The 14,458-nt window shown below is 54.4% G+C and carries 8 protein-coding genes; 1 reads left to right on the forward strand and 7 read right to left on the reverse strand.

Translation table 11 applies throughout. The features are described from left to right. Positions 1–59: 59 nt before the first annotated feature. From ACLBVC_RS11990 to ACLBVC_RS12020, 7 genes are all read right to left on the reverse strand, one after another. Positions 60–1,073, reverse strand: a complete 1,014-nt coding sequence (locus ACLBVC_RS11990) for a glycosyl hydrolase family 8 (RefSeq protein WP_410149786.1) — start codon at positions 1,071–1,073, stop codon at positions 60–62. A 9-nt stretch (positions 1,074–1,082) separates the two neighbouring features. Further along, a complete protein-coding gene (gene bcsD / locus ACLBVC_RS11995) occupies positions 1,083–1,562 on the reverse strand; it encodes a cellulose biosynthesis protein BcsD (protein WP_195814880.1) in 480 nt (159 codons plus the stop codon). Between the two features lie 18 nt (positions 1,563–1,580). Next, a complete protein-coding gene (locus ACLBVC_RS12000) occupies positions 1,581–5,540 on the reverse strand; it encodes a cellulose biosynthesis protein BcsC (protein WP_410149787.1) in 3,960 nt (1,319 codons plus the stop codon). 79 nt (positions 5,541–5,619) lie between these two features. Further along, the gene (bcsB, locus tag ACLBVC_RS12005; protein WP_410149788.1) at positions 5,620–8,106 is read right to left on the reverse strand and encodes a cellulose biosynthesis cyclic di-GMP-binding regulatory protein BcsB; all 2,487 of its coding nucleotides are present in this window, start codon (positions 8,104–8,106) and stop codon (positions 5,620–5,622) included. After that, positions 8,103–10,202 carry a UDP-forming cellulose synthase catalytic subunit gene (bcsA, locus tag ACLBVC_RS12010; RefSeq protein ID WP_410149789.1) on the reverse strand — a complete coding sequence of 700 codons (2,100 nt, stop codon included), beginning with the start codon at positions 10,200–10,202 and terminating at the stop codon, positions 8,103–8,105. The genes bcsB and bcsA overlap by 4 nt, the downstream gene beginning before the upstream one ends. 29 nt (positions 10,203–10,231) lie before the next feature. Beyond that, entirely contained in the window at positions 10,232–11,035 is an 804-nt protein-coding gene (bcsQ, locus tag ACLBVC_RS12015; RefSeq protein ID WP_119825464.1) for a cellulose biosynthesis protein BcsQ, read from the reverse strand. Beyond that, on the reverse strand, positions 11,026–11,865 hold the full coding sequence (locus tag ACLBVC_RS12020) for a hypothetical protein (RefSeq protein WP_410149790.1): 840 nt from the start codon (positions 11,863–11,865) through the stop codon (positions 11,026–11,028). The genes bcsQ and ACLBVC_RS12020 overlap by 10 nt, the downstream gene beginning before the upstream one ends. 558 nt (positions 11,866–12,423) lie before the next feature. Between ACLBVC_RS12020 and hmsP the strand changes: the two genes are divergently transcribed. After that, positions 12,424–14,406: a biofilm formation regulator HmsP gene (gene hmsP / locus ACLBVC_RS12025; protein WP_410149791.1), complete on the forward strand. Its 1,983-nt coding sequence runs from the start codon at positions 12,424–12,426 to the stop codon at positions 14,404–14,406. Positions 14,407–14,458: the final 52 nt, after the last annotated feature.

Below are 14,458 nucleotides of genomic sequence, written 5' to 3' on the forward strand. Positions count from 1 at the left end.
CAATAACTACAGCGCAAATTTATTGCATATATACAATAAATTGGCCTGCAATAAATCCCTTAACCTTTATGGCTCGCCCACCAGCTTAGCAACTGGAGGCAGGAAGAATAATAGTCATCCTTCGGTGACAGAGTCGGGCTGATGGCGCTGGCATTGGCCATGGTGAAATCACGGATGGCTAACAGGCCTGGCGACATGTTGTAGCTGGCTTTGGTGCCGGTCATGACGTCAATCCAGGCGGGCGTCGCGGTACGCGGTGATTTCTGCCACCACAGAATAAACGGCGCCAGCTGCGGGCTTCCCGGATGTGCCCAGCCGAGATACAGCGGGATACGCACAGCGTCGTAGCTGAAACGCGTTGGCCAGCGGGTGGCCGGTTTCATTGTGCCGTCTGCCTGCATATCGACCCAGTCTGTCGGCAGGCGGAATTCACCAAATGCCATTTTGCTGAGCATCGCGGTGCCGCTTTCGTCCAGATCTTTCCACACTCTTAAATGGCTGCGCGCGAAGAACGCCTGCCAGGCGGGGAAGATGAAGTAAGACGGGTTGACCGTGATATTGCTGGTCTGATTGAAGCCTGATACGCCCGGCAGCATCACTTTGTACCCCGCGTAATCAATCACGTTGTGTTTGATCAGCGCGGCCTGCAATTTGTCAGAAGCCTGGGTATAGCGGGATTCATTCCATTTATCCCCCGCCAGCAGCAGCGCCCAGGCAATGAGCGTGTCGCCGTCAGAAGCGTTATTTTTATCTGCAACATGGACGCTGCTGTTCGGGTCATAGCGCCATGAGTAGAGGCCGATATCTTTACGGTAAAGCGTTGTATTTGCCCACTGCCACAGTTTGTCGAATGTCGCCTGATCGTCATTGAACACGGCCAGCAACATGCTGAACCCCTGTCCCTCTGTGTGGCTGACGTTTTTATTGGCAGTATCAATAATTCGACCGTCTGGCATCAGAAAGCGGCTTTTATAAGCCGACCAGCCTGCATCCTGCGCCATTACTGAAGAACTGAAAAATGCAACAATAAGGCTGAACCACAGCACCAGGCTGTAGCGCCGAAATAACAACATATAAATTCCTTACAAACCATTTTGATAGCGGAAAACAAAGGCGCCTTCCGGTGTGCTTTCCTGCCAGCGCAGGGGAACATAAGGCTGTCCGCCTTGTGATAACAACCACTCAGCATACAGGCCTTCAAACAACGAAATCAGGGCGATACGCCATAATTCGTCATCCTGTCCTTGCGGCGACACCGGCCAGGCAATATGTACCAGCGCCAGCTGTTGCTGCGTGGCTTCCAGCTTCACCACACCCCAGTCAAAATGGCTGAGAATGTGGTTGATGTTATCTTCCAGTTCACCCAGCGTTGAAGAAGCCGGTAGCGCATGCTGACGGGCCAGATTATTGCCCATCAGTGTGATAAAACGACGTCCATCTTCATCGTCGGCCGACGCCAGAATACCTGAAAAAAGCACCTGCACCAGGCTTTGCCAGCCTGGTGTGGTGTGACGCTGGCGGTAATATTCCTGCGCAACTTGTGCATAGTTCTGTTCTTGCATGGTTTTATTCCACCGGGTTTAATTTTGGCCCATCAGGTAACGGAAGTAGACCTGCGCGGTGCTTTCGTTGTAATCACCGAAAGTATCGTAGCCAACTTTTCCGCCAATCTGCATATTTTTATTCAGATGGTAGTTACCGCCAACGCCTGCGTTCCAGCCGATGCCATTTTGCGTTTTCCCGCCGTAATACGCTTCTGTGCCGTAGCCTTCTGCGACCAAATCTTCCAGCTGTTTCTGCAAGTCCGGGTTATTCGGGAAGTACGCACTCTTATCCTGAGAATAGGACTGATAACCCACGGCGCCTGACAGTTTCAGATCCCAGTCGTCATACTTCTGGGTGTATTCCACCGGGAAGGAGACGCTGACGTAGTTCTGCGGGCTGAAGTAACCGCCCTGACCGTAGGAGTAGTAGCTGAGGTTCTTGTCGAAGTTCATGTAACCGACGTTGATCCCCGTTTTCAGCTCGCGGTCGTCATAACGGTACGGACGGACGTACAACCCGGCGTTGGCATTCACCGACTGGTTGCTCTTCACGTTGTTACCCAGATAGCTGTAGTAACCGCCTTCGGCATAGAAACCGGCGTCGCCGTCATCATAGGACAGATTAACGCTACCGCCGTTTTTGGTGACCTGACCCCAGGTTTTGCCGCTGTAGTTATCTTTGGTGCCGACGTAAGACAAAATACTGTCGGTGACCGCACGGCGCTCAGCTGTCAGGCGCAGCGTGGTGAAATCAGTCAGTTTCGGTGCCCATTGCACGCCACCGACCAGTGAGTTCAGATCCTGTCCGAGCGGCGTACTGCCGATATCCGCTTTATAGCTGTCGCCGGTCAGCGCGGCGTTCACTTCTACGCCGGTCGCGCTTTGATTGCCTGCAGCGGGAGCGGAATACGTTGTCGGATCGGTGCCGGTAATCGTGTTGTAGGCCACGCACTGATCGGACGTTGCATTAGTCGATGTACAGTTTGTACTGGAGTTAGCTGCTGCGGCTGCCTGCAATTTGGCAAAGGTGCTGTAGTTTGCGATATCCAGACCGGCGGCTGCGGCTGCGGCGGCCACGTCTTTCTGCGCCGACTGTGCCTGCGCCAGCGCACCCTGACCAAACCGGCTATTGCCGGTGCCGGACGGGCTGCCTGCGCTGAGGGAAACAGGCGTGACGCCGATGCTCAGACGCGACGTATCAAACGGCACGAAAGCAAAGGTCATCGGTGCTTTTGCTTCGGTCAGCTGGCTGAGGCCGCTTTCACCGTCACGCCCGCGAATCGACATATCGCCCTGCGCCCAGGTCGCGGTTTTGCCCTGTAAATCGTCGAGCATGTCGTCGATCTGTTTTTCCGTTGCGGTACGCTGCGCGACGGCGGTGGGTACGGCAGGTGTCGGAATATTGCCCGGCACCGAAACCTGATCAGAGACCTGCCACGGCAATACCGTGCCGTAAGAAGATTGTGTTGCCGGACGGCCCGGTGAAGTTCGGGTTGAGCGGTTGATAAACGGGTTGTCGCTGATCTGCAATCCGGCCACCTGCGCCGTGCTGTCTGCGCCTTCCAGACCAATCATCTTGCCCTTCGCGGAACGCAGTAACGCCAGCGCCTGCTGGTGATCGCCCTGTGCTTCGGCCACACGGGCTTCGAGCAACAAACGGTCCGGCGTACGTTCGCCGCGCAGACCGGTTAACAGTTCCTGCGCCCGTTTATTATCGCCTTCACCCAGTGCGACGTTGATGGCACCGACGCGTGCATCCTGCGTCGGCGTATCGTTAAGCATCAGATAGTTATAAACCTGACCGGCCTGCTTATTGAGTTTGCCTGACTGATAAAGACGCGCCATCGCCAGCATCAGATCGCGGTTTTGCGGATCAGCCTGGAGTGCGACGACCAGTTTGTCGTAAGCGGCGGCGTACTGTCCCTGCTCACGCAGCTGATCGGCCTGAGTGATCACGTATCCGTTGCGCAGATTGGCCAGCGCGGTTGCGGATGTGCCTGACTGAATTTGCGGATTTTGCAGGAAAGCCTGCGCTTCGTTGCCCAGACCGGCGGAGTTGAGCACGGTGATCTGATCAGCATAATCGCCCGCATTGCCGTTCACGCCCTGACGCATGTTCTGGCGAACCAGTTGCACGGCCAGCGGAACTTGCCCGGTGGCCGCGAGATTTTTTGCCAGCGCGCCGACATCGGCTGGTGCCGTTGGCGGGTTTTGCGCCAGTGCGCGCAAGGTATTGGCGGCCGCGGCGGTATTGCCCTGTTGCAGATAATTCTCGGCATCCGCCATTTGTGCATTGAAGTTGGCGCGCTGCGCCAGTTCACGCATACCCTGATTCTGGCTGCTGCGCGGAATGCGCGAGAGCAGGGCGTTGGCGGTGGCCCAGTTTTTGGTTTCGGACGCAAACAGTGCGGCGGCGTAAAGGTCTGCCGATGACGCGCCCGGACGCGAAGACGGTGCCATGATGGACTGCGCCTGCGCAGTTTGCCCCTGCGATTGCAGAATGCGCGCCATATCCAGTTTTACCCAGACGTTAGACGGCTGGCGTTCCTGCGCCTGCTGAAGAATATTCAGTGCGCGCTGTGGATCGTTGTTGGCGACGGCCTGCGCGGCCTGTCGGCGCATCGGTTCGATGACATCGGCCACGGTCGGCGGATTCATCTTCGCCTGCAAACTGGCTGGCAGGGTTTTCAGAACCTGATTGGCCTCAGCCGTTTTGTTTTGCTGACGCAGCACGTAGAAAAGCCCTGCGCGGGCGTCGGCGTTGTCACCGAGTGCGCTGTACTGCTGTTCCGCTCCGGCCAGATCGCCTTTGCGGCGCAGAATATCTGCACGCAATAAACCGGCTGACTGACCTTTTTCCCCGCCGACTGACGCCAGCGGTGTGACGGCGGCCAGCGCGGCGTCATAACTGCCGGACGCGGCGGCGTCTTTGGCTTTCGCCAGCTGGGCGTAAAACGCAGAATCCTGCGCCTGATTGCTCAGCTGCGCACTGTTCGCACCGCCCTGCGCGGCGGCTTTGCTCAGGTACTGCGACGCTTCTTCAAAGTTGCCGCTGCGCTGCGCGATGTAACCCAGACCGGCCAGTGCATCGGCGTCGTTCGGGTTGTCGGCCAGCACGCTTTCAAACTTGGCTTTCGCACTGGTGACGTCGCCGCTGTTCAGCGCCGTAAAGCCCTGACCCTTCGCCGCGCCGCCAATGTTTTTCTGGAAGTACGCCATCACGGCGGTGTCATTCGGATGACGCGCCTGATAGCCCTGATACAAATCGCGGTCATCTTCCTGCGGTGCCATCCACAACAACGCCTGACGCAGCGAGCGGTCAGCTTCCGTGCTGGAACCGGCCATCGTGCTCAACAGTTTGATCCCGTCGCGGCGGGTCGATTCCTGATACGTCAGCACTTTGCCTAATCCAAGACGCGCCTGCGTATCGTCAGGACGGGCGGCGACGCGCTGTTGTAAACCCTGAATGGCCTGTGGCTGGAGCGATTTGTCGCCCGCCATGGTCAGGTAATATTCGGTCGCCAGACTGTCGAGCGGCTGGTTGCCGTTGAAAATAGTGCGATAGGCCGAAAGCGCGCCGCTGACGTTACCCTGCGCCGCCATCTGGCGGGCAGATGCCAGTTGCGCCGGAGGAATGGACTGCATCGCTTTGGCGCTGTTGAGCGACGCCAGACGCGGGTCGTCCGGTGAAACGCTCGACAGCTTCTGACGCCACTGGTTCGCTGCCGTTTTGTCGCCGCTCTGCATCGAATACAGCGACATCAGGTACAACGCCTGCGCGTTATTCGGCTCGACCAGCAGGACTTTCTGCAAGGCATCTTTCGCCAGATCATCATGGGCGCGTTCATGCCAGTAAGCGGCCTGATCAAACAGGGCTTTCATGGCCGGATTAGTGGTATCCGCGGCAAACGTGGTGGCACTGAAACTTGCAACTCCGGCGATCCCTACCAGATAAATAGCCCTGATCACCGCCAGCGACAGTTTATGTTTTTTCATTTTCCAGCTCCGGTAATCGCCAGGTTATAGCCGGGAGTAACGGCTACCTTCATTGTTTTTGTTATAAAGACGACGCTTTTCATTTCTGACCCAGACGTTTAGCCGCATGACGACGCAACACGACGAACAGGCTCAGGCCAATCAGCAGTGAAACCAGTGTGGCAATCAGCGAGAGGATCACGATATGCGTGCTGGCGTACCAGAGCACCATCATGTACCACGGCATCTGGCCGGTCGGGAATTGCTGGCCGACAGAGAAGCTGCGGATGCCATTGTCATCGGTAATAATCGCCAGATCGCCACGCACGTTGGCGTTGATTTTCGGCGATTTCAGGTCGTTATGAATTTTAAGCAGTTGCTGATCGTCCGTACCCGTTGCGACGACCACGACGTGATCGTTTGACCAGCGTGAACGGTAGCTGACGAAGCCACGCCATGCGCCGGTTGAGGACAGATAACGGTCAGCATCCACCGGCTGGCGGTACCAGTCGCCGGTGAGCCACGCCACGATGCGCTGCACTTCGGTCGGCGTTTTCACACCCATCGAACCGGCATTCACGCTGAACGGTGAATCCGCCAGCAGTTGCTGGTTGAACGGCGTATCACCCAGCGTAGTGACGGCCAGAATATCGCGGTCAAACAACGCGTTATTTCTTTCATCGCCTTTCAGGCCAAAGGCGACCTGCACGTGATTCACCGATACACCCGTCGCTTTCCCGGCGCGTGCGGCCAGATTCAGCAGCGTATGGATTTCATCGGCAGAAGGCACTTCCGGTAGCAACATCAGCGTGTCGGTGAAGTCGGCCAGTTTGGAGTACGGATAAGACGCACCGACGAAATACGACAGGTTCGGCAACTGCGCGAAATGGTAGCTTCCGCTCAGGTCGATGAAGGATTTTGGATCGATACGACTCTTGATGTTGTCGCTGGTCAGAATGCTGCACGGCGCATCTTTTTTCGGCTTGATGTCGAAATAGAATTGCAGCTGGTTATCCCCGTAAATCAGGTACGGTGCGAGTTGCAGGGTATAACGTTCCTGACGGCTGTCACCGCCCAGACGACGCCAGATGTTTTCCACCAGACCGACTTTGTTCACCGTCAGGCTGCGCAGGAAGTTGTTGTTAATGGACACATTGAGGCGCGAGCTGTCTTCATCAATCCAGTTCTCCGTTGGGAAACGGTAATCAATGCGTACCGGAATGTTGTGGCCATCCCACATGAACAGATCCGGCGCGGCGCGGAAGGCAACCTGAATGCCGTCGTGGTAAATCCCGTTGGAAATCAGGGAATCCGGATCTTTGCCCGCCAGTTCGCCCAGCGTGACCGGGCGCGAGGTGTCAATCCAGCGCGGTGCGTCATACGGTTTGCTCGACGGAATAGTTTGCTGCGCTACATCCAGACGTTCGGCATTGTTCGGCATTCCGCCGCTGATCAGGCGGTAAGCCGCCTGACGCAGTTCGTTATCGTCATTGCCCAGCACCAGCAGCAGTTTATAAACCGGGTTGATCGGGTTATCGATAATCTGAATCGACGCGCCATTGCTGGCCGGTAACGTCAGTGAACCGATTTTATCGCCCGGTTTACCAAACAGAATGCCGTTCTGATCCGGTAAATCGTTCAGGATGACCGGGAAATCGACGCTGCGATAATCGGACAACATGCCGAGATAAGAAGAGACCATCGCCGCTGCGCTGACATCGCCGGGTTTCATCGTCGCCGAGAAGCCCATCGTGATTTTCGATTCCTGCATTTGCAGGCCATCAAAGAACGGACGCGGGAAGTTGCCCAGATTGCGGCCAATATTGAGCTGCTGACCTTCCAGACCAATGCTGGTGGTCGGCAAAATCGTGACCCAATATTTGTCCGACTGATCTTTCTCGCAGGTCATGGTGTTGCTGTCATGCACGCGGAAGCTCAGGTTGTTGTTGGATACCACCATCGCTGACGGAATATCCAGATCGTAAACATCGCCGCCGTTGCTACTCTGATTGAGCGGCAGGTTGCCCAGCGGCTGACCGTTGAGCATCAGTTCCAGCGTGGTATCGCGGGCAATCAGCGCCGGGGAAATTTTCAGTGCCAGCGACAAGTGGGCATTGGTGACCACTTCATCGGCAGGCAGCGTAAAGATAATCCCGGACTGCAACTGGCCGCCGCTGAGGGTCAGACCGTTGGTTTGCCCCATTTCAGCCACGGTGATAGTGCTGGTCACCGGCTGAACCAGCGGAATGACTGGTGGCGCAGACAGATCTGTGGTGGCGGGTACTGCGCTGGTATTCACCGGCGTGGTGTCGCTCTGAGGGGCATCGCCCGCCGGAGCCGTCGCCATCGGGGCTGCTGCGCTGACAGGCGCACTCTCGCCCGGCATCGGGGTGACAGGCGGCAACCACGATGGCGCAGCGGGAAGGGTGGTCGCCGGATCCACGGCGGGCGCGGCGGCGTCTTCCGCATGGGTAAACGGCAGGCTGCTGAAGGTCAGCAATACCCCCGCGGAGATTTTCCTGAGCAAGGACACACCCGGCACAGCAGATAAACGGCGCTTTACGGTCTGTTTACGTGGTCGATTCATGCTGCTTCACTCTTGCTGGTGGCGTCAGCGGGTTTATTTTTGGCACGGCGCTCTTTCCAGGTGTTGTAGAACAGCTCAAACACGCAACGGATAATGCTGACCAGAGATTTGAACGGGTTGTCTGGCGGATACTCTTCGCCAATCCAGGCGTCAGCACGGCATAACACAACGCGTACCAGCTCGCGGCGTTTCGACAACGGCAGGTTTTCAAATTGCAGACGCAGGCGTTCTTTGTTGCCGCTGATTTGCGTCACCGGGAAACTCTCTGCGCCGGAGGAAAGCTGAATTTCCACTTCTTCAATTTCTTCGTCGATGTAACGCACATCCGGCGTCACCAGCTGCACGCCGCCCATCGACATATCAATCGTGGTAGTGCGCAATGAAATCCCATTTGCGTAATGAATGATGGCCGGAATGGCGACATCAATACGGATGGTTTTACGCACCTGACGGGTTTCTTTTGCTACGGCAATCGCCGCCAGCAAAATCAGCACGCTGAAACTGCCCCATGCAACGTTCAGGGCAATAACGTTCGGATCGATGGCAAAGTAATCATGGAAAATCGCGCGAACCACGCCGTAGCCAATGCCGATAATCATCAGAATGGCGACAATCAGGTGCGGTTTGACGATGTTGAAGTCAAAGAAGCCGACATCCAGCAGGCCCCCTTTATCGGTTACGTTAAACTTCCCGCGTTTTGGCGCGAACATCGTGACGAGCGTAGGCAGGATCAGGTGGAAAGCCATGACGGTTTCGTAGATTTCACCCCAGAACGTATAGCGGAAGCGGCCATTCATGCGGGAGTTGATATACAGCGACATCACCAGGTGCGGCAGCGCGTAAGCAAAAATCAGGCTGGCGGACGAGGAAATGATGTTCAGGTTGAAAAGCAGGAACGCCAGCGGGGCGGTCAGGAACACCACGCGCGGCAGTCCAAACTGGAAGTGCAGCATGGCGTTCAGATAACACAGGCGTTGCTGCCATTTCAGGCCACGTCCGAGAAGCGGATTATCAACGCGGAAAATCTGCGTCATGCCACGCGCCCAGCGGGTACGCTGAATGACGTGCAGACCAAGGCGTTCTGTCGCCAGACCGGCGGCCAGCGGAATATCCAGAAACGCGGTATTCCAGCCACGGCGCTGCATTTTCAGCGCGGAGTGCGCATCTTCTGTTACGGTTTCAACGGCAAAACCGCCGACTTCTTCAAGCGCCACGCGGCGGATAACCGCACACGAACCGCAGAAGAACGTGGCGTTCCAGTTATCGTTACCTTGCTGAACCGGGCCGTAGAACAGCGCGCCTTCGTTTGGCATGGTGCGGCCAGCGGAAAGGTTACGTTCGAACGGATCCGGCGAGTAGAAGTAGTGAGGCGTCTGAATCAGCGCCAGTCGCGGATCTTTCAGGAAGCTGCCGACGGTGGCCTGCAAAAACGCGCGCGTCGCGACGTGGTCGCAGTCAAACACGCAAATCAGCTCACCTTTAGTGAGTTTCATCGCATGGTTCAGGTTACCGGCTTTCGCGTGGGAGTTATCGTTACGGGTGATATAACCCACGCCCGCATCGGCGGAGAACACGGCGAATTCGTCGCGCTTACCGTCATCGAGCACGTATATTTTGATTTTGTCTTTCGGATAATCGATACATTGCGCGGCCAGAACGGTATCGCGCACCACATCCAGGCTTTCGTTATAAGACGGAATATATACGTCCACGGTCGGCCACAGCGAGGTGTCATCCGGCAACGGCTCGATGGTGCGTTTCAGCGGCCACGTGGTTTGCAGGTAGCCCAGCAATAAAATAATCCAGACATACAGTTCGGCGAGAAATAATCCGATCCCTAAGATGGCTTCTATCGTTGAATTAAAATGCAGCGTTTCTGTCGCGCGCCAGTAAATATAACGCGTCGACATAATAATGGACATGATGACCATGACCACGCTGATGCGACGGCTCTTGCTGATGCCGAGCAGAAATAACAGCCCGATGCTGATCAGACCAAAAATGTACTGCTTCTGGCTGTCCATAGGGGTGATGATGATCACTGCTGCCACCGGCAGCAGCAGAAGCACAAGTAAGGAAAACAGGAATTTATTCATCGCTTTGGGGTCGCTGTTAACAGTGATAGTTAATAACTGCCGGATTTAGGCGCGGCGTGTAATTCACCATCACCGACTTTAATTCCTAAAATGGCGGCGACTTTCTTGCTGATCAGTTCAATATCAAATGCCGAAGCCGATACCGGACTAAAATCAATAATAGAGCGCTGCGAGGCATTTGCCTCTGGCACACATTCATCCCTGTGGATCGTGCCTAATAATCTTTCGTTCAGACGTTGTTCAAAGAATTGTGTTACGTCCCGGCTTAATGTTCTGCGCGTGTCACTTTGGTTAACGACGTAATATTCACCCTTCTTATTATTCAAAGGTGTACCAATTAATTTATTTTTTTCCATTAATGGCAGTAAAGATAATGAAGCGGTGTCGGCTAACATGACTACAACATGTAAATCAGCAATCGCCTGAACGGCTTTTAACGCCGGGCTTGGGCCAGGAGGGAAATCGGCAATAATAATTAAACCCGGATAATTCAGTACGGTATTTAAACCCCGCTGTAAAAAATGCGGATCGCTGGCTAACTGATGTTCGAATTCCAGACGCTGGTCTTCTGTCACTTCGCCGTAAGGTAATACAAACGTATTTGAACCCGCTTTGAGAATAAACTGACTCCAGTCGGATTCATTGCCTGAACCGGCGACAAAGCCGCGGGTATCGGAAATAGGCACACCAAAATGAAGGCGAAGGGCGTTTTGCACATCAAAATCGATGACCAGAACTTTGCTGCCACTGCGGGCAAGCGAATAGGCCAGGTTCGAGGCCACCGTGGTTTTTCCTACCCCACCTTTCGGTGAACAAACGCAAACTAACGGCATGAGGCAATCATCTCTAACAGGGGTTGAAGCGGTGTGTCGCGATGTAAATAAGCGCCAGCAGGCTGCGGAGCCCGCTGTTTAAACATTTGTTTAAAGCGCTGGTTAGCATCAGCAGACGCCGGGGATGTGTGTGAAACGGGCGCTGTGCTGGTTGCGGGCGGGCTGTGCGGTGCCGGCTTGTGTGCAGGAACCGATTGATACGCCGGTGCTGCAGGTTGTGCGGGCTGACTGCGAACCGATGCCGGCTGCGCGGGGGCTGGTTGCACAGGCGCTTCCGGCATCACTTTACGCAAGGAATCAAGCAGACTTCCGCCGTTGTCAGGAATGACAGACTGGGCGTGGAACGTCGGCGCCGTGTGAACCGGCTGATGTTTTCCGGGCTGCGTGGCCTGCACGGGAGCAGGCTGCGGCGCCACCGGAGGGAGCGTTTCACGCAGGGCGTCAAGCAAACCAAAACCGGCCGCTGGCGCGGAAACTTCCGATGACATTGGCGCGGCCTGAGGTTGTTCCACGGGCTGCACAACCGGGGTCTGTGGCAACGGTTGTTGTTGATTCATCGGGTTTGGCGTGAACGGAATCTCGTTCACCGGATGCGATGCAGAGAGTGAAAACTCATCGGCAGAAATAGATTGCGGCGTGGGTTGTGTCGTGCGGCCATTGTCGAGAGGCCCTGCCGGTTCTTCGCTGGCTGACACTTGTTTAATCAACGTCCACTGATTCATAGAACCAGTAATGGATTCACCCGTTGATTTCTCGTTAAGCTCTTTATAATCAAGCTGTTCCAACTTCGTTTTATCCATAAAACGTTTAATGTCGTCATATTTATTCATAAATCCCGCCCGCTAGGATTATATACATCAGTATTTTCTGAGCGTCGAAGCGCCCCTAAAAGGCCGCTAGCAAATGATGTGAACAGTTTAATTTTCTTTAAGTTTTTAGTGGGAATCAGACACGTCTTAATATATCAGCTCTTTTACAGCATAGAGCACTTTTTACAAAAAATAGGATTTTCACGCATAAATAACACCCCAAAGATAACTGGCTGTCACAGAAGGTTTTTGATATTAATTATCTGATTTTTTGCGTTAGCGCAGATTAATCATTTGCCATTGATGTGATCTGCAGCACGCAATCTTCATTAATTATCCTGAAGCCGGAATCTTATTACGCTGCTACGTATTCAATTACATCCCGTAATGTTTGTTTTCGCAAGTGAAATACCCCTAGGAATAATGAGTGTAGATGCTGCTCATCAAACGTGTTGTTTTTTATAGTCAAAACATTGTGATTCACCTCGAAATAACCGGTTATAAGGTATACTGCGCAGAAGTACCGTTCCTGTTAGTGTATGCGGGGCAAATCAGCCCGGCAGTTGATGGAGAAATAAGTTGCGGGTCAGGCGTTCGTTAACGATTAAGCAGATGGCGGCGGTATCCAGTATTGCTGCAATCGCCGTTTGTATTTTTATCGTCATCCAGTTGTTTCACTTTGTGCAACAGCGGAGGGATGATTACGCCCAGCAACTTGAAAACATTGCACATTCTGTGCGTGAGCCGCTGTCTCAGGCCGTGCTGGATGTTGATCTTGAAGAAACGCAGGACATCCTTAATACCCTGCAACCGGTCGGAATACTCAGTCGTGCCGACGTCGTGATGCCCAATGAAATAGCGGCGTTACACACGCATTTCCCGGCTGGCAGGCCGGTGCCGCAGTGGGTCACGCGCAGTTTTAATCTGCCCGTCACTATTTCTGTTCCTCTTTATTCTGCAGCTGCCAGCCCGAAAGCACCCAAACCGCTGGCGTATCTGGTTCTTCAGGCAGATTCGTACCGCATGTATCAGTTTATCGTCAGCGCACTCTCGACCATGCTGACAACCTATCTGCTGCTGGCGCTGATCCTCACCATCTCACTGAGTTGGGTCATAAACCGCCTGATCGTCAAACCGTTGCGTTCTATCGCCAGTGAGTTGGAATCACTGCCGGAAAGCGATGTGCCTTATCATCAGTTAGTGATGCCGGAACGTCATGAAGACGATGAAATCGGCATGCTGGTGCGCAGTTATAACCGCAATCAGCAGCAACTGGAGAAGATGCAGCAGAATATGAATGATGCGCTCCTGCCTCCGGAAAATAGTCTCAATAATGAAGAGCAATTTATGCTGCGCCTGCAACACCGGCTGCATTCCTCCGAGGCTGAGAAAGGCTTCCATCTGTTACTGATTGGAATTGAAAGTCTGCGTGACGACGGACATGTTGATTGCCCGCTGATCTCTTCCATTATGGATGTACTGCCAGAAAACTGTTTGCTGGCACGGCTAAGTTATAACGAATTTGCATTGCTGGCGGGCAATGTGCCGCGGCCATTTATGGCGATGCGTCTCGCACGACAAATTATGGAGCGCATCAATGCGCCGCAGGAAAGCGACTCCGGCAATATGTCGCTGCACCCGACAGGCAGTATTGGCATTGTCCAGCACACGTGCGAAACGCCGGTGACCGCGCAGCAACTGATGATGAATGCGCGCGCCGCCAGAGTGTCGGCTTATCAGCAGGGGAAAAACCAGATTCTGTTCTTCGAACCGGAACTGACAGAAAAAATTCAGAAGCGCCTGTTGCAGGAAAACGAAATTCTGCACGCGATGGAACAGAGCGATTTCACGCTGTTCATCCAGCCACAGGTCAATATGGAAACCGGCACTGTGGTGGGCGCTGAAGCGCTGTTGCGTAGAAAAATGGCCAACGGCAGTTACGGACTGGAAAGTGATTTTATTGTGCTGGCTGAAGAAATCGGCGTGATGAGCATGCTGGGTTACAAAATTCTCGAACTGGGCTGCGGCATTCTTGCCGACTGGCAAGGGCGCGGCATTACGTTGCCCCTTTCGGTGAATCTGTCCGGCGTTCAGGTTCAGCAACGTAATTTCCTGCCAGAGTTGCGCAGCCTGCTCAGTCGCTACAAAATTAATCCGGGCCAACTGGTGCTCGAAATTACCGAAACGGCGCGCATTGATGATTTAGATCGCGCGCTGTTATTACTCAGTGAACTCCGCGCCGTCGGCGTATCCATTGAGCTGGATGATTTCGGCCTGGGCTATTCCGGGCTGGAATATCTCAACCGTCTGCGTTCTTTGCCTATTGATGTGATCAAAATTGACCGCAGTTTTGTCAGCGTGCTGCCGGACGATGAGGTGATGGTGAATATTGTGGCGTCGATTGGTCGTGCGATGAATATTCAGCTGATTGCAGAAGGCGTAGAAACCGAGGTGCAGCGTCAGTGGCTGCTGAAAGAAAATATCCAGTTCGGGCAGGGTTATTTATTCTCCGCCCCGCTTTCAAAAGAAGAGTTCGAACAGAAGTTCTGTCAGTCCTTCTGAACCTGTTAATGGGCAGGAAAACCCTTCCTGTCCGTCGATTTTCTCCCCGCTT

The organism is Rahnella selenatireducens (assembly GCF_046449555.1).
Lineage (GTDB): Bacteria > Pseudomonadota > Gammaproteobacteria > Enterobacterales > Enterobacteriaceae > Rahnella > Rahnella selenatireducens.